Source organism: Microcoleus sp. Pol10D4 (assembly GCF_036701555.1).
Classification (GTDB): Bacteria; Cyanobacteriota; Cyanobacteriia; order Cyanobacteriales; family Microcoleaceae; genus Microcoleus.
The window spans coordinates 1-15,688 of the sequence record NZ_JAUBRA010000066.1 but is presented as its reverse complement, the minus strand read 5'-3'; the positions used below and the strand labels follow the sequence as shown (position 1 = coordinate 15,688).

The 15,688-nt window shown below is 47.9% G+C and carries 16 protein-coding genes and 1 tRNA gene; 11 read left to right on the top strand and 6 right to left on the bottom strand.

The features are described 5' to 3' along the window. Positions 1-18: 18 nt before the first annotated feature. The gene (locus QUA36_RS25160) at positions 19-1,329 is read right to left on the bottom strand and encodes a glycosyltransferase family 2 protein (protein ID WP_333459475.1); all 1,311 of its coding nucleotides are present in this window, start codon (positions 1,327-1,329) and stop codon (positions 19-21) included. A 74-nt stretch (positions 1,330-1,403) separates the two neighbouring features. Further along, on the bottom strand, positions 1,404-2,594 hold the full coding sequence (locus tag QUA36_RS25155) for a glycosyltransferase (RefSeq protein WP_333459474.1): 1,191 nt from the start codon (positions 2,592-2,594) through the stop codon (positions 1,404-1,406). A gap of 276 nt (positions 2,595-2,870) precedes the next feature. On the opposite strand from QUA36_RS25155, the gene QUA36_RS25150 reads away from it, so the two are divergent. The 3 genes from QUA36_RS25150 (at position 2,871) to QUA36_RS25140 (ending at position 5,959) form a co-directional block, all read left to right on the top strand. Then, positions 2,871-3,047 (top strand): hypothetical protein, encoded by a 177-nt coding sequence (locus QUA36_RS25150; RefSeq protein ID WP_333459473.1) that lies wholly within the window; start codon positions 2,871-2,873, stop codon positions 3,045-3,047. Between the two features lie 947 nt (positions 3,048-3,994). Further along, entirely contained in the window at positions 3,995-4,153 is a 159-nt protein-coding gene (locus QUA36_RS25145; protein WP_333459472.1) for a hypothetical protein, read from the top strand. Positions 4,154-4,321: 168 nt separating this feature from the next. Next, the gene (locus QUA36_RS25140; protein ID WP_333162454.1) at positions 4,322-5,959 is read left to right on the top strand and encodes an MBL fold metallo-hydrolase; all 1,638 of its coding nucleotides are present in this window, start codon (positions 4,322-4,324) and stop codon (positions 5,957-5,959) included. 331 nt (positions 5,960-6,290) lie between these two features. On the opposite strand, the gene QUA36_RS25135 is transcribed toward QUA36_RS25140, so the two are convergent. Next, complete coding sequence (locus tag QUA36_RS25135) at positions 6,291-6,602, bottom strand: DUF6679 family protein (RefSeq protein ID WP_006633466.1); 312 nt, start codon at positions 6,600-6,602, stop codon at positions 6,291-6,293. A gap of 861 nt (positions 6,603-7,463) precedes the next feature. Here QUA36_RS25135 and QUA36_RS25130 point away from each other — a divergent pair. The 7 genes from QUA36_RS25130 to QUA36_RS25100 all read left to right on the top strand — a co-directional run bounded on the left by QUA36_RS25130 (position 7,464) and on the right by QUA36_RS25100 (position 13,378). After that, complete coding sequence (locus QUA36_RS25130) at positions 7,464-7,619, top strand: hypothetical protein (protein ID WP_333246909.1); 156 nt, start codon at positions 7,464-7,466, stop codon at positions 7,617-7,619. A 12-nt stretch (positions 7,620-7,631) separates the two neighbouring features. Beyond that, on the top strand, positions 7,632-9,707 hold the full coding sequence (locus tag QUA36_RS25125; protein WP_333459471.1) for a CapA family protein: 2,076 nt from the start codon (positions 7,632-7,634) through the stop codon (positions 9,705-9,707). A gap of 134 nt (positions 9,708-9,841) precedes the next feature. Further along, positions 9,842-10,711: an aldose epimerase family protein gene (locus QUA36_RS25120; RefSeq protein ID WP_445251251.1), complete on the top strand. Its 870-nt coding sequence runs from the start codon at positions 9,842-9,844 to the stop codon at positions 10,709-10,711. 67 nt (positions 10,712-10,778) lie between these two features. Next, positions 10,779-10,850 (top strand) — tRNA-Lys (locus tag QUA36_RS25115). 193 nt (positions 10,851-11,043) lie between these two features. After that, positions 11,044-12,123, top strand: a complete 1,080-nt coding sequence (gene fba, locus QUA36_RS25110) for a class II fructose-bisphosphate aldolase (protein ID WP_333166900.1) — start codon at positions 11,044-11,046, stop codon at positions 12,121-12,123. 266 nt (positions 12,124-12,389) lie between these two features. Beyond that, the gene (locus QUA36_RS25105; RefSeq protein ID WP_333459470.1) at positions 12,390-12,566 is read left to right on the top strand and encodes a hypothetical protein; all 177 of its coding nucleotides are present in this window, start codon (positions 12,390-12,392) and stop codon (positions 12,564-12,566) included. Positions 12,567-12,739: 173 nt separating this feature from the next. Further along, on the top strand, positions 12,740-13,378 hold the full coding sequence (locus QUA36_RS25100) for a type I restriction endonuclease (RefSeq protein ID WP_333459469.1): 639 nt from the start codon (positions 12,740-12,742) through the stop codon (positions 13,376-13,378). Position 13,379: 1 nt separating this feature from the next. Here the strand turns inward: QUA36_RS25100 and QUA36_RS25095 are convergent, their stop codons facing one another. Next, positions 13,380-13,721, bottom strand: coding sequence for a DUF5615 family PIN-like protein (locus QUA36_RS25095; RefSeq protein ID WP_333459468.1), 342 nt, complete (start codon positions 13,719-13,721; stop codon positions 13,380-13,382). 3 nt (positions 13,722-13,724) lie between these two features. Next, positions 13,725-14,066 carry a DUF433 domain-containing protein gene (locus QUA36_RS25090; RefSeq protein WP_333459467.1) on the bottom strand — a complete coding sequence of 114 codons (342 nt, stop codon included), beginning with the start codon at positions 14,064-14,066 and terminating at the stop codon, positions 13,725-13,727. Between QUA36_RS25090 and QUA36_RS25085 the strand changes: the two genes are divergently transcribed. Next, a complete protein-coding gene (locus tag QUA36_RS25085) occupies positions 14,065-14,232 on the top strand; it encodes a hypothetical protein (RefSeq protein ID WP_333459466.1) in 168 nt (55 codons plus the stop codon). The two genes, QUA36_RS25090 and QUA36_RS25085, sit on opposite strands and share 2 nt — an antisense overlap. Here the strand turns inward: QUA36_RS25085 and QUA36_RS25080 are convergent. Continuing rightward, positions 14,191-15,564 carry an NB-ARC domain-containing protein gene (locus QUA36_RS25080; protein ID WP_333459486.1) on the bottom strand — a complete coding sequence of 458 codons (1,374 nt, stop codon included), beginning with the start codon at positions 15,562-15,564 and terminating at the stop codon, positions 14,191-14,193. The genes QUA36_RS25085 and QUA36_RS25080 overlap by 42 nt on opposite strands. Between the last annotated feature and the right edge of the window lie 124 nt (positions 15,565-15,688).

Here is a 15,688-nt window from a genome sequence, read left to right as displayed (position 1 = left end):
TTATGTGCACCTATTTACTTAGCTCTTAATTGCTAACTCGTAAGTTTCAAAAGCAACTAAAGGCTTTTCTTCAAGCGTTTCAGCAGTGCGGGGCAAACCGTTAACCGCGATCGCCCCAGCCAGCGGTTGAGCAAAGTGAAGCGCCAGAATCGATCGCAAGTGAGCGCCCCGCAGCGGTTCCGCGCCCGCTTGCGGAAAAATGTGGCCGACTGTCAGTTGGTCGTAATACAGGTAAACCCCAGCCGGTCGTTCCGCATCCAGCAGACTTTCTGCCGCTTCCCAACCTTGCTGCAAATCAATGTTAATTTCATATCCGCCCAAATCAGCACGGGCCGGGCCTCCTTGCATAAAACTAGAAATAGCAGAGCGACTTTTTAACTCATCAATGACACCCCGCAAATACCAATAACCGCGCAATTTTGACCGCAACCACCGCCAAGTTCCCCGCATCCCCAAGCTTTCGAGTAAATCCAGAGATTTCCTCAGTCCCCGGGCCAGCCAATCCACAGCAGCCGGCCAAAAAAACGTGACCGCCACCACAATTTTATCTACCAGCGAGTAAGCAGTTTCGTAGGCTGCTACCTGCATGATCGGTCTAAGTTCCGGGTGTCGGCGGCCGATCAAAACATCCGATCGCCCTTCCTGACGACATCGGCGGAAAGAGCGATCGAGATTATTAGTTTCGTGTTCGTAATGATAGCCCACAGCATCCCCCGCTACAGCAAAAGGTACACCAGCTTTCAGCAAACGCACCCCAAACTCGTAATCTTCTCCGCCGCAGTTCCCAAAAGCCGAATCAAACCCATCGAGACGACCAAACAGTTCTGCATCCAAAGAAAGGTTGCCGCTGAGCAAATCTTGATAAGTAAATCGGTGATCCGGCTGGCTCATCTGATAAAACTTCTCTTCCCACCACGAGCGCACTTCCACGTCAAAAAACGTAGTTCCTCCGTGCAACTTAGGCGGATAGGGGCCCATGACAGCCGCTCCCGGACGCTCTCGGTGAACCCGCGCATGGCTTTCCACCAAAAGTGGCAGCGCTTCGATATCGTCGTCGAGAAACAGCAGCAATTTCCCGGTAGCCGAAGCCGCTCCCGTATTGCGGGCGATCGAAGCACTCCGGCAATTTACCTCGATCACCTGCAGTTTAAACGGAGCTTTGTAGTCTTGTAGCATTGCCAAAGTATCGTCAATGCAGCTATCTGCCACTACAATAACTTCCATCAGGTCGATCGGATAAGTCTGCGAGTGCAAAGCATCAAGAGCGCGCCGCAGCGAAGAACTTCGATTGTGGCTAGGAATAATTATGCTAACTGTTAGATTTTCCATATTTACATTACAACAATTAACTTCATCTGCATTTCATCTCCCTTCATCTGCCGTTAAAAATAATCTAAAAATCCCTATTCATTGCTCCCCTTAATTTTTTGTAACAACTTCCGAGAAGCAAAATAAGCCATCGGCCCGCTAATGCAGCCCCGGAATTGAGCCCACAGCAAATCCCTCGGAACCGCATCCGGTTGCTTTCGCAAAGAAGCAATTAATTCAGGAATTTGCTTATACCGCAGCCATCCCCAAGCTAATAGAGGCACACTGAATTCTCTGTTGATTACAAACATCCGCGTCCAGAAAGCATAGACTCCGATTCCGTAGCCTCGGAGCGTTTTTTGCAATTCTTCCCAAGTGCGGCGATGGCGGTGCCAGCTCAATGCTCTCGGCTCGTAGACAATGCAGTAACCAGCGCGCAAAATGCGGGCAAAGAGTTCACAGTCTTCGCCACCCACTGTGGGTGTTCCCGCCCCCAAAGCTTCGTCAAACAGGCCAATGTAGTCGATCGAACTTTTCCGCAAAGCCATACTCGCCGAAACTCCCACAAGATGCACAATCAGAGGATTGCACTGCGCCCCATCAAAAACTCGGCGCTCAAATCCCCGCCCGTGCGGGCTGTACCACTCGAACCATTCTTGCGCTTCTGTTTCCAGTTCCAAGGGCATCACCAGCCCCGTGACGCACATCACTCGCGGATCGCTAAAATTCCACAAGAGCGATCGCAGCCAGTTCGGATCGGGAGCTGCATCGTCATCTGTAAAGGCTACGAATTCATGTTTAGCTTCGCGTAAAGCTCGGTTACGGGCAGCGCTGGAGCCTGGTACGTCTTCGCGCACATAGCGGACTTGCGGGTAATTTTTGATTAGTTCCTTGGTAGCGTCCGTGCTGGGACAATTGTCAATTACTAAGTATTCCTGACCCTCGTCTGGGATCTGCATCAGCGCGTCTAGACAGCGCCGCAAATCTTCCGGGCGATCGCGCGTGCAAACCGCTACTGTGGCGAGTGGCATTGCCTGCACAGGCCCGCGTTCGTCCCATGCGAGGGTATCGTAGAGCCAATTTTTCCAAAGGTTGTCCCCCGCAGCGTTCATCAGTGTTTCCCGCAATTGGGAGCCGTCGGCGCGACCTCCGACGAGCGATAATAGAGCTTGGCCGATCGGTTTTCCGTGCAGTCGAATTAAAACCAAGGCTTTGCTGTAACGCTCCTCAACCGTAATTTCTGGCGGGAGTTTGGAGATTTCCAGCTCAAGAATAGCTGTTGCCATTTTAGATTTTTGATTTTATATTTTAGCTTGCGAAAAAATCCTAGATATTCCGTATATTACCGGATGTATTTTAGCAGAAATTGTTTTAGGGGATAGCCACTTCTCAATGCCCTACTTGCCGATTGCCGATCGCGAATCAAAGATAAAGCCTCATTGTTTTTATTGCTTTTATTTATTTTTACTTTCAATGACCCGCTGATGTCAAGTTTTTTCCCAACACAACTTTTACCCCCGTCAACGATCCCTCGTCGAGGCTTGTGTCAATTGCAGGTGCTATTGGCAGCAGATCGCCACCAATCCTCGCCATTAATGCCACCTGTAAAAACCCCATTTTTTTACAAAACCGAGTTTGTGCGATCGCTCCTCATTTCAGCTTTAATTGCGATCGGATACTATTATCAAAAATATACCAAACAATTAAAAACTATTGCAATTCCGACTTTCGCGGTTTAACCACGCAGGTATTAGCTGAAAAACAACTCAAAAACCACCCCAAAGAAGACCCAGCTTTGATAAAAAACCGAAGATTACAGACTGGTTGGAGGCTCATATACCTGAGATTATTTCTGGCAAGTTAGTGGGATTTGTACAGGGTAAATATGCTCCCTTGTCGGGGGATTGATGTGGCTATGTTTGGGGTAAAACAAAAAAACACATCGTTTTGCCCCCTAGTCAAGGAGCGGAGTAAACAAACCTAATTATGGGCTAGTCAATCGATTGTAGATTGTAGATTGTAGATTGTAGATTGTAGATTGTAGATTTTAGATTGTAGATTTTAGATTGTAGATTTTAGATTGTAGATTTTAGATTTTAGAGGCGACCCCACGGATAAATGCGGGGGCTTGAGGATTTTGGATTTTAGATTTTGGATTGATTCCACGGATAAATCACGTGGCGGGTACCACCTTTGAAATTCTTGGTCGAACGATTTGAGATTTACTTCACAGATGAATCTGGAGCTTGAACAAGAGTCTAAAACTTTGAGCTGCGGGCGGTTCCTGTCAGAAACTGGTATCCGTTTTTGGGCGGGGTCAAAAAGCCATTTAAACTCTCTCCTCCCTAGCCACAAGGTTTGCTTAGAAGAATGTATCAAACTTTTACAAAGAAACCGAGCAAACTCATAAAGTCTCTCTCTGCCCTGACAAAAGCAGTTAGCTAGCACGATGCTGGTTCTCCATTTTTCAGATTGGACTCTACACGGCCCTCAAAACCCTAAAAATGAAGAATTGTAAAGTTTTATCAAGATATTGGGACATCTGAATTAAAATCTTCTCATAAAAAAGACTAGCTTTTAGCAGGCGCAAATTGTGGAAAAAGGTTTAAAACTCAGAATATGAGATCGAGTTCGCTGCTCTTACATGGTGCAATAAAATGTAACTTTTGATGCCAGAACCAGTAGCATGAACTTTGTCGAAGGCCGAATGCCCGTCAGGCAAATGCCTTCAGAAAATCGCCTTCTTGGCACTGCATCAAATCTTAAGTGCAATTACTTTCCTTTGACGGGAGCCGCAGCCTTCGAGCAAACATTTAGCTCCAGGGCTTACGCACCAGAACTTTGATAAACCGGGTTTTTTAACCGGGAGCGAGGGCGGCAACAAAGTGTTTTCGTTCATCAAACCCGGTTTCAGCGTCCGAGACTGAACTCGATCGAATGAATGCAGTCGCAACCGATGTTTAAAAGTGGCGATACTGCAAGTTGCGTGCAAAGCAGGGAGCTAACCGCAGTGATGGATCTCGATTGTTTACCTTACGGCGCAGGCCACGCACAGGAAGGGGTCTGTCTGCTAGTCCGAATGGGGCCGCACCGCATTTTACTCGACTGCGGTATAGAGGATATTGCACCGCTGTCAGCGACACTAAATCGATCGCTGCCAGCCGATTTTGTGGTGTGTACCCACGCCCACTCTGACCATGCCAGAGGTTTGCTAGCACTCAATCAATCTTTCCCCCACTTGCCAATTTACGGCAGCGAAGTGACAGCGCGACTGCTACCGCTCAACTGGCCAGAACTGGCTCAGCAGCCAGAGTCCCGGTTCTGTCAGGGACTGCCCTGGCAGTCGCCGCTCGAAGTGCGCCCTGGACTGAGCCTGCAGTTGTTCCCGTCGGGTCATTTGCCCGGGGCGGCGACTGTGCTGCTGACTTATGCCGCTCCGCACCGCACCTACACCGTGGTTTACACCGGCGACTTTTTCCTGTCCAATTCTCGTTTGGTGGAAGGTTTGCCCCTGGGAGAACTCAGGGGCATGAAGCCGGATGTGTTAATTTTGGAAGGTAGTTACGGCACGGCGCGTCACCCTCACCGCCGACAACTAGAAAATCAGTTAGCCGATCGCATCCACCGTGCCATCGCCGACGGGTACTCGGTACTGCTGCCCGCCCCGGCCCTTGGTTTGGGTCAAGAAATGCTGATGCTGCTCCGCAGTCACCACTACTTTACTGGCCGCGACTTGGATATTTGGGTGGACGGCACTGTCGCCGACGGGTGCGACGCTTATCTGGAACTGTTACCCCAATTTCCCACCGCCGTCCAAAATTTTGCTCTGCACCAACCTTTGTTTTGGGACGAAAGGGTGAAACCCCGCGTCCGCCGGCTGTCTGCCGAACAACGCCCCGGATTGGGAGCCACGCCCTGTATTGTAATTACAGACAAGTTAGCTGATTTGGCTTTGTATGTTGCCGATGGCACACATCCTTGGATTTTGCTCGCCCCTCAAAAACCAGGATATCCCGTCAGCGACTGGCTGGGCAACAGACCCGAATCTGGAGTCACAAGTGTCGAAACTTATCTGCTAGCCGAACACTGCGACGGGCCGGGGACGACCCAACTCATCCACAATTTGCGTCCCCAGCACGTAATTTTAGTCCACGGTTCCCCTGCATATTTGGCTGACTTGGCTAACTTGGACGAGCTGCGAAACCGCTACCAGTTGCACACTCCGGCGGCCGGAACACTGGTCGAATTGCCGATCGGGGAAATGTTTTTGCAGCCCGCTATCCCGGAAACTAACTATGAGGGAGAACTCAGCGAATTAGGGACAGAGGTAGCAATTAGCTTGCCGAGTCCGATTACAGCCGATCCCCGGTGGGCCAATTTTGCCGATACCGGTTTGGTAGAAGCGCGCTGGCAAGGCGAAGAACTGGTACTGCGCGGCATCTCCCAGCGGGAACTCCTTTTTCAAGGCAGCGCCGTTCAGGCCAACCTCGAATGCTGTGGCAATTGCCAGCACTACCGCAGCCAGCGCTGTTGGAACCAGTCCAGTGCTTTGTTTGGCTTTAAAGTTACCCCCGACGGTTTCTGTCCGGTGTTTAAAGCGATACCGGAGTCCGAACTTTTCCTAGAAGATGGGGAAACAGACGGCGAATAAGCTGTCGGGAACCTCGAAACCAGCCCGCAGGCAAAGAAAACAAAAGAACAGTCCTGGACGCACCCAGACAAAAAACCCGGTTTCAGCAGGGGTAAGCTGTCGCGTATTGAATTTTTAAACTACTGTGTACTTACGCTGTTGTGGGGAGTAGGGGTTGGGCAGGAGAGCCCGCCATCAAGCTTAAATTTAAAGGCAAAATAGCTTATGTGGTCACAAACCAGAATATTTTTGGCCTCAACCGGGTTTTTTGCATAATTTCTCCACAAAAAAGGGAGAAAAGTCGTTTTCTTTTCCCCCAAGTTTTCCTTCTGCCTCAAGCGCGAGCTCAAAACTATTCCAAATTCGAGTCCGGGTAGTGATTGCGAATTTGTTCGGCTTCGGGACAATCATCAGAAACTAGGGGTTCGCAGTTAGTTCGGGATACCGAAGCCAACTTCTGGGACACAGCTCCAATACTTTCGAGACGCACCATTTCTTCCCAGGAGCTGATTTCGTCTTCTTCGTCGGTTTCGTAGCGCAGCGTGACTAGATCCCCTTCAATATCTAGGATACGAGCGCGCTCTATCCAACGTTGCTGATCTCGAAGAAAAATAGAAACCTCACGACCATCACAACAGAGTTGATAGATTTTGCGCTGTAGCATTTGTCAGTTCTCCTGCGCAGTGTAACTTGCTTAAAATATGGTCTGTTTACCGTAACGTACTTTGGGTTTTACATCGGAAGGCACAGCCGTATGGACTGGCCAGTTTCACGTTTTCCGCAACTTTGGTACCGATGGGAGTTACCAAATTTGATTTTACCACCAAATCTATCTAGTACGCCATTTATCCAATTACAGGTTGTGCAGCCAGTGGCATCCCTCGTGAGAGGCATTTGCCAGCATAGATCGAAGCATTAGGACTTGACAACGGCACGCGATTAACAGCGACAATAACAACAGACTCTGCCTCAAAAATCTCGCTCTCTTTTGCCTCAAGTCCCCCAGAAACCTCTTGTTTCGACGTTTGTTCGATCGCCCACTAACGCCGTCAAGGCTCAATCTCAACTCTCAAATCTCAAAGCGAAAGCTCTAAAGCGACACTCAAACAGCGACAATAAAAACAGACTCTGCCTCAAAAATCTCGCTCTCTTATGCCTCAAGTCCCTCATAAACCTCTTGTTTGGAGGTTATTTCTAGCCCCCAGTACCCTCTCTGAACTCACTCTAAAATCTCAAATCTAAAATTTAAAATCGATTGTTCGATCGCCCACTAACGCCGTCAAGGCTGAATCTCAAATCTCAAATCTCAAAGCGAAGCTCTAAAGCGACACTCAAACAGCGACAATAAAAACAGACTCTGCCTCAGAAATCTTCCTCTCTTCTGTTTCAAGTCCCCCAGAAACCTCTGGTTTCGACTTTTGTTCGATCGCCCACAGTACCGTCTCTTTCCTCAATCTAAAACCTAAAACCTAAAATCTAAAATCTAAAATCTAAAATCTAAAATCTAAAATCGATTGACCGGAGTGTGATAAAAATCACTGACAGCAGGCAGCCCCTAAATGTAGAAAATGGTGGCGGCCAACAACTAGCTTCAAAACGGGCAGCGGAACCTGTGGCGGTTAAGCTAAAAGAATTGCGGTTCCGTTCAACACAAATTGGAGTCATTGCTCGTGCGTATTAAGGAGGCTAATTGATGGTGTACGCAGAAAATTGGTCGCAGCCGTCTATCTTGGAGCTAGCGCGATCGGGCAACTTTCAAGCCCTGAATTACTGGATTGACAGCTTGCTGCGCCCCGAAGGGATTTATGCCCGCGTCGAACAGGCTCAGGCCGGCTGCGTCCAAATCCTCGTAGAATTCCAGCGCGAATTTGCGCCAGATACTACATTACTAGGGAGCACTCTCCGAGAAGGCTTAGTCAAATTTATTTGCCACCAACTCTGGAGACTCAACTCGCCAGCAGTAGAAGGAGTCAGAATTCACGCGCGCTTGGCTGGGGATGCAGACATTCTCTGGAAACAGTCAGTGCGAATTGTCACTCCGGCAAACCGCCAGCGGCGACGTTACCGTTCCCTACCGGTCGTCGATTGGGTTAAATTTAAAACGTATCGTTCTCTGCTGCTAGTGGGATCGGCACTTGCCTCATTTATTTTAGGGTGTTGGGTCAGCTACCACGAGGCTGTGACCCTGCAGTTAGGCTCTCCAGTATCCCGCTACCAGCAAGCTGCTCTAATTTCGGGGCCGCCTCCAAAACGTGCGGATACGGTGCAAGCGGCCTTAGAAGTGGTACCAGTAGTACAGCAAAAGCAAGTTGCTAATCCTTACGACCCAACAGTAACGCTGATGTTCGGAGGAAACGTGAATCTATCGGATGCGCTCGGAGCATCTGCTGCCAACGATCACCAATGGGCTTTCGCCAATATGGACGAGTATCGGCAAGCAGATGTGGCGATGGTTAACCTAGAAAACTCTTTGACTCGCTCTACATTGGGCTCTGCTAAAAAACAATTAAATTTTAAAGCCGATCCAGAATCGGTGAAAGTATTAACAGCCGGAGGAGTGGATATTGTCAATCTGGCAAATAGCCGCGCTATGGATTACGAGGAACCAGGGCTGGTGGAGACTATGAATACTCTAGATAATAGTGGGATTCAACACCTGGGAGCCGGCAGAGATATTAAAGAAGCGAGGCGTCCAGATATTATTGAAGTTAAGGGTCAGCGAATTGCCTACCTCGGTTATTATGATGCCGAGCTTAACATCGCCGACCAAGGGAAAGCGGGAACTAACCCTCGCCGCAACAATCGCGTGGCGGAGGATATTCGAGCTCTTAGGGGTCAGGTAGACTGGATTATTGTTAATTACCACTGGGGAGTCGAATTGGCAGATTATCCAGGGGACTGGCAGATTGATTTGGCTCGGTTCACGATCGACCAAGGAGCTGATTTGGTAGTGGGACACCATCCCCAGGTATTGCAAGGTGCAGAAATTTACAAGGGCCGCCCGATAGTTTACTCGCTGGGGAATTTTATATTCGGCGGGAATGCTCGCAGGGATTACGATACCGCAGTCCTGAAAGTATCGCTCAAAGACAGGAATATGAAGGTAGAGTTTCTGCCTGTGGAGGTGAAAAAGTTGCAGCCGAAGGTGGTGAAGGGAGCCGCAGCCGATCGCATCCTCAAACGCGTCGAGCAAATTTCTAGTATTTTCGATCGACCGATGGGATCTTCTGTAGTTCTCGATTCCCTAGTCCAGCCAGGAGCGACATCAAAAACTCCAAATTATCCATTGCCCGGAGCAGCAAAGAGCGGTACATACCAGCCGGGGCGAGGTTCCGGGGGAACGTCCGGTGAAAGCAATCAGCAAGGCCCCGGACAACCCAAACCTACTTTGATTTTGCCGGCTTTGCCGGCTGCGCCCCAACAGCCGGACAACTCCTCATTTTTCCCGAACGGGACAGGGCCTGCAATTGAATCAAACCCATCTCCGAATCAAAATTTGCCGCCGCGCATCTACCCCACTCAACCTAAAAATCCCAGCCGGGAACCAGAGCCATTTACAAAAGAGCCATTCATCAAAGAGCCGTTTATTTCGCCCCCATCTCCCAGTCAAGGAGCAGTGCCGAGTCCCCAAAGCTATCTTCCCCCCAGGGCTGTATCTTTTGAAGTCGCACTCAAAGAGCAGCCGGCCTCCGCGATCGTTCCAGCTACCACCAGCAAGCGCTCCAAGCACCGGCTCGCCCTGCCTCCTATAGCTAGGATCATTGGTTAGCCGGTGGGGGCCGGAGCGAGGCAGCAGGGGGAGGATAGGGGCGGTAATGGGTGAACATCAACATACCAGCGACCAATTATTAACGATCGATTTACTGACAACCAATGATCAATGACCTACTACCGATGACAAATGTGTTTGCGATCGCGCTCAAGCAAAAGCAGTACAAAACCTATATCCTCTCCGACGAAACCGCTAACTCTACTCTAGAAGTTGTGCCGGAACGGGGCGGTATTGCCACTAGCTGGCTGGTTGAAGGCAAAGAAATCTTCTATTTGGACGCGGAACGGTTCGCCAATCCCGATCTAACTGTACGTGGCGGGATTCCCATCCTGTTTCCCATCTGCAGCAATCTCCCCGAGAATACTTACACGCACAAGGGAGTGCAGCGTAAGCTCAAACAGCACGGCTTTGCCCGAGATTTGCCTTGGACAATAGGCGAACAAGTTACGGAGGGTTGCGCCGCTCTGACGCTGATTCTCGATAGCTGCGACAAGACGCTGGCTGTTTATCCCTTTGATTTCCAACTAGCCTTCACTTATCAGATTAAAGGCAATTCTTTGGAAATTTTTCAGCGATACACCAATCTGTCTGACGAACCCATGCCGTTTTCTAGTGGTTTGCACCCCTACTTTTTGGCGACGGACAAATCTAAGCTCCGCTTTGAGATTCCGGGGATGCAGTACAGAGATCAGAACACCCATGAAAAGGGTTATTTCACAGGGGTTTTTGACGAGACGCTGGATGAAATTGATGTTTCCTTTGACGAACTCACTGGTCTTGCTGCTACTGTTACTGATGCGGCGAGCGGCTTGCGGCTCACCCTCAGTTACAACTCCAGCTATGGGAAGTTGGTTTTCTGGATGGTGAAGGGCAAGGATTTTTACTGTTTGGAACCTTGGACTGCTCCTCGAAATGCTCTCAACACTGGCGAACACTTGATTTATTTGCAGCCGGGAGCGACTTGCGAGATGCTGGTTCGCATGACTGCAAATTTTATTTAAAAAACACTTGCTATTTCAAATGAGGGGTGCTACTATTAGAAATTGTGTGCGGTAACAATGTTTTCGCGGGTCGCTAGCTCAGCGGTAGAGCATTCGGCTTTTAACCGACCGGTCTCGGGTTCAAATCCCGGGCGACCCATAAAAAATTTGTGAGTTAAAAATTTTGAGTTTTGAGTGGAATGCTCGGAACTCAAAATTTTGTTTTTTGAACTTTTTAGTAAATCTGGAAAGATAGTGCGCGATCGGTGGCAAATTGTCTTAAGATTATCGTAAGAATTGAGCTTGTTCAAAATTCACTGCCCAAAAATCACAAATAATTAGGAGGAATATCTATGGCGCTTGTACCTATGCGATTGCTGCTCGACCACGCGGCTGAAAATGGTTACGGCCTACCGGCTTACAACGTCAACAACATGGAGCAAATCCAAGCGATCATGCGCGCTGCTGACGAAACCAACAGCCCTGTGATTCTGCAAGCTTCTCGCGGCGCTCGCTCCTACGCTGGCGAAAATTTCCTGCGCCACTTGATTTTGGCAGCAGTTGAAACCTATCCTCACATTCCCATTTCCATGCACCAAGACCACGGCAATGCCCCCGGCACTTGCTATTCTGCCATGCGCCAAGGTTTCACCAGCGTCATGATGGACGGTTCTCTGGAAGCGGATGCTAAGACTCCTGCTAGCTACGAGTACAACGTTGAAGTTACTCGCGAAGTGGTGAAAGTGGCTCATTCGATCGGCGTTAGCGTTGAAGGCGAACTGGGTTGCTTGGGTTCTCTGGAAACAGGGATGGGCGAAGCAGAAGACGGCCACGGCTTTGAAGGTGCGCTTTCTCACGATCAGTTGCTGACAGATCCTGAACAAGCTGTGGATTTCGTTGAGCAAACCGGCGTTGATGCTCTAGCAGTCGCGATCGGCACTTCTCACGGCGCTTACAAGTTCACTCGCAAGCCGACGGGCGAAATTTTGGCAATCAGCCGCATTGAAGAAATTCACCGCCGCTTGCCGAATACTCACTTGGTAATGCACGGTTCTTCTTCTGTGCCCCAAGAATTGCTGGAAATCATCAACAGCAACGGCGGCAAAATCCGCGAAACCTACGGCGTACCTGTGGAAGAAATCCAAAAGGGCATCAAGTGCGGTGTTCGCAAGATCAATATCGATACTGACAACCGTTTGGCGATTACCGCGGCGGTGCGCGAAGCTTTGTTTGCCAAGCCCGATGAGTTTGATCCCCGCCACTTCTTGAAGCCGTCGATCAAGTATATGCAGAAGGTTTGTAGCGATCGCTATAATTCTTTCGGTTGCGCCGGTCACGGTACAAAGATTAAGCAAGTGTCTTTGGACGATTTTGCAGCTAAGTATGCTAAGGGCGAATTGAGCTCTTCTGCTAAGAAGACTGTGGCTGTTTAAGAATTTTAGGTTTTAGATTTTAGATTTGTCTGAGGTCTAAAGTTAGGATTGCCGGGTAGCTTTGAAGTTGCCCGGTTTTTGTTTTTGAGAGTTTATCAGCAATTGGGTTGAAAACCCCATCCTTTTAGAATGACTTTTTCTTGCCCTGAGTATATTGTATTATCAGAGCAAGAAGAGAGTTTAAATCCCATTGCGGGGAAAAGTGAATTGCAACTTATATCGAACTCAGGTTAATATTAAGTAAGCAACAGTTGAGGATGTAATTTATGAATAGTGATTTGTTTCGCAAGATTACTCAAACACTCAAACAGCAATTTCCGAAGGCTACTGATGAATCTCTGATGCAAAAAGCGCATGAGATGTATGAAGCTGAAATGCAACGAAGGTCAACGCTTTCTGGAGCTGAAAAGCTTCGCGCAAAACTTGAAGACAAACTTCTTTGAAAATTTCATTGGGAGAAACTGTCTGATCGTGACGCTGAAGACACCATATTTACTGTCATTGTGTAAGTCCTATTTGCAAAGATTCTGCTGCGGCGATCGCAGTATCCCTACTTTTGCTTACAATGAAGCTAATGTTCGTGGGAAATTCAACGGTTTGAATCAAAGGTGAACGAATGGCAAAAGTTATTGCAGTTACAGAAGCTATTAAAAGCCTGGCTGAGGCTGAATCCAGGTTAAATTTGATCCGAACTGAGGATGAGGCTTTTTTTACAGAGTGGCAAACCCAATTGCCAAGTCTCAGCGATTCTGAACAGACTGCTTTGGATACGCTACGACGTAGATTGCTATATCATAGAGCCGATGGAGAATTGTTAGAAGGGGCAGTGACTTTGCTGGTGGCATCACCTTTGTTAGAATTGGCGGGATTCTACGATCCACCGTTTAGGATGAAGGCTGAAGCTGCGATCGAAATTGCGATCGATGATGGGGAAGAAACCCTGCGCGGACGAATTGATATCTTGATTTTGCAGAATCAGCTTTGGGTAATAGTTTTGGAGTGTAAGAAGACTACCATTTCGACGCGATCGGCATTACCTCAAGCATTAGCATACATGATGGCAAATCCTGATTTGGATAAACCGAGATTTGGTATGTTGACGAATGGCGATGATGTGTTGTTTGTAAAACTCAGGGCTCAACCTACACCCGAATACGGGTTATCGCGGGCATTTTCGATTTATACTGTGCGAAGTGAATTGCGATCGGCTTTTCAAGTCTTGAAGCATTTAGGCCAAGGCATCACTGCCATCTAAGTTACGGTGAAGGGCGCACAACACGAATCAGTTTACCTTGCAAAGATTCTTCTGCTGTAATAGCGGCGTTGATTCGGTTAGCGAGTGCTTCCCAATTGCGATCGTTCGTACAGGCGATAATGCCAGCATGAAGGGGCTGTATGCGGTGCAGCCGAAAGAAATCTTTACGGTTTTCGGTAATGACGACCGGTTTTTCGCTAGTAGCAAAAGCTAAAACATCCGGGTCAGGAATTTTCTGATTGGCTCTGCCTGCTTCTTGGACAGTCAAAACATCATGTCCTAAAGCTCTCAGTAATTCTACAACAGGATAGGGGTATTGCTCATCGGCATAGAGACGTGCCATCTGCTACAAATCTTCGTCCATCACTTCATCGTTTTCCCGAATTTCTGTTTCAATTTCATCGGAGAAAGCTTCGGCGTATGCCCAAGCGTTAGCAATATCAGTCGCAGATAGCGATAGATAGCTTGTGAGTAAATCAGCTTCGCTGTAGCCAATGCGACGAGCTTCTACAAGTCCCCAAACGGTGATGCGAGTTCCAGCTATGCACGCACTCCCGCCACAAACACCAGGCGTTTTTTCTATACCGCGCCAAGGAGTGATTTTGCCTTGGGATAGGAGTTGAACGACTTGAGCTTTTTCGTCGTCAGAGAGTGCCAGCAGTTGAGGCTCTAATTCTTTTAGCGTCATGGCAAACAATGGAATTGCTACTACCAATTATTGTATCGAACCGATCGCCCCATTTACCCGATCGCCCATTGCCACTTCTAGTAATGGGGGTGAAGGGCGAGAATGCCAGCAAGGGTTGTATCAATTACACCGCCTGGGCGATCGCATATTGCCTCAGTACAGGTGAAATCGTGTAAAAATTTGCTTGTTGTTCAATCAAGCAGCGCCGCGATAGAGATTGCAGGGCATTTAGCAAATCTGAAGCCGGAATTATCTCATTTTCTAGCAATTTTGCCCGGTTGATTGGCTGGCTTTCTTTCGCTAACAAGGAGATTACTTGTTTTTCTAGTTCCGATAGGCGATCGAACTGCTGCTGTAAAACATCTTTCAAATCTTCGGGCAACAATATGGTATCATTTGGTAATAACTCTGTCACGCCTCCACCCAAGTCTTGAATCAGATTCGCCACGCTTTTTAACCATAGGGGGTTGCCTTGGTAGCGATGAATGAGAGTTTCACTGTTGTCGCTTGCTTCTAACCCATAGTCTCTGAGTATTTCCCGTCCGACGGCTATGTCTAAACCTTTGAGTTGTAAGTTACGAATAGAAGTATTTTGGCTTTTAACTTGAGTCACTTCTCTCGGTTGTTCCCAACCGATTAACATCAAGCAGCTTTGATGGGATAATTTTTCTATTTGTTTGAATAAAGTGCGATATTCTTCGTATTCTGGTTTATATTTTCCTGCCAATTCGCCGCTACAGAAAAGGTTGTGAACGTCATCTAAGACGATTAAACAGCGATGGTTTTGTAAATACTTAATCAGCGGTAAGCATTTTTGTTGGTTGGACAAATCTTGTTTCTCGGAATGGGAAAAAAGCTGTATTAGGTTAGATTGAAATTTTTCTAGGGTGGGGAATTCGTCTAGTGTGTACCAAACTGCGTACTCAAACTCGTCTTTAATTTGTTGTACGAGTTGCACTGCTAGGGTGGTTTTGCCGATGCCGCTGATACCGGTGAGGGTGATGAGGCGGCAGTGTTGTTGTAGAATCCAGGTGGTTAGGGTGTGGAGTTCGGGAGTGCGATCGAAGAAATCACCCAAATCTGGCATTTCGCTTAAATCTTGATGTGAGATTTGAGATTGTTTTCTGTTAGATGTTTCTTGATTGGGTGGGTGTGATTTTGGGATATTTGGTGGGTGTCTTCCTTCTGCACAGATGTTGAAAATACTGCTCACGTTGTTTGCAAAGTTTAAAGCATTAGAGACTTGAAACCTGTGAATTGCCGATCGAAAATTCTTTTTATTGACATCTTCTCCCAACTCTTCTGAAAGTAATTGCCATAATTCCGAAGCCGCATTCCTAACACGACTTTCAGAACAGTCAAAGTCTTTGGCTACGTGCTTGTATGTATCGTGTTGTAGAGTTGCTTTTAGTACCGCTTCTTGTAAATCGTCAAGATATTGACCCGTTTTCTCGAAGACTATGCGATCGGCGAGGTTTAGCATTTCTTTCAGATTCATCGGGTCAAGAGGATGGGATTTTTTGAGTATCATATCACATTTTTAGACAGGGTAAACGCATCTAAATTAATTTGACAAACACCTAAATTTGTGCATTGCTAAATAACTAAAAAAACTTTCTAAA

Excerpts from the sequence above, each read along its gene's own strand:
- QUA36_RS25160 (WP_333459475.1), bottom strand. The coding sequence starts at position 1,329 with ATGGAAAATCTAACAGTTAGCATAATTATTCCTAGCCACAATCGAAGT.
- QUA36_RS25155 (WP_333459474.1), bottom strand. The coding sequence starts at position 2,594 with ATGGCAACAGCTATTCTTGAGCTGGAAATCTCCAAACTCCCGCCAGAA.
- QUA36_RS25145 (WP_333459472.1), top strand. The coding sequence starts at position 3,995 with ATGAACTTTGTCGAAGGCCGAATGCCCGTCAGGCAAATGCCTTCAGAA.
- QUA36_RS25140 (WP_333162454.1), top strand. The coding sequence starts at position 4,322 with ATGGATCTCGATTGTTTACCTTACGGCGCAGGCCACGCACAGGAAGGG.
- QUA36_RS25135 (WP_006633466.1), bottom strand. The coding sequence starts at position 6,602 with ATGCTACAGCGCAAAATCTATCAACTCTGTTGTGATGGTCGTGAGGTT.
- QUA36_RS25125 (WP_333459471.1), top strand. The coding sequence starts at position 7,632 with ATGGTGTACGCAGAAAATTGGTCGCAGCCGTCTATCTTGGAGCTAGCG.
- fba (WP_333166900.1), top strand. The coding sequence starts at position 11,044 with ATGGCGCTTGTACCTATGCGATTGCTGCTCGACCACGCGGCTGAAAAT.
- QUA36_RS25105 (WP_333459470.1), top strand. The coding sequence starts at position 12,390 with ATGAATAGTGATTTGTTTCGCAAGATTACTCAAACACTCAAACAGCAA.
- QUA36_RS25100 (WP_333459469.1), top strand. The coding sequence starts at position 12,740 with ATGGCAAAAGTTATTGCAGTTACAGAAGCTATTAAAAGCCTGGCTGAG.
- QUA36_RS25095 (WP_333459468.1), bottom strand. The coding sequence starts at position 13,721 with ATGGCACGTCTCTATGCCGATGAGCAATACCCCTATCCTGTTGTAGAA.
- QUA36_RS25085 (WP_333459466.1), top strand. The coding sequence starts at position 14,065 with ATGGCAAACAATGGAATTGCTACTACCAATTATTGTATCGAACCGATC.
- QUA36_RS25090 (WP_333459467.1), bottom strand. The coding sequence starts at position 14,066 with ATGACGCTAAAAGAATTAGAGCCTCAACTGCTGGCACTCTCTGACGAC.
- QUA36_RS25080 (WP_333459486.1), bottom strand. The coding sequence starts at position 15,564 with ATGAATCTGAAAGAAATGCTAAACCTCGCCGATCGCATAGTCTTCGAG.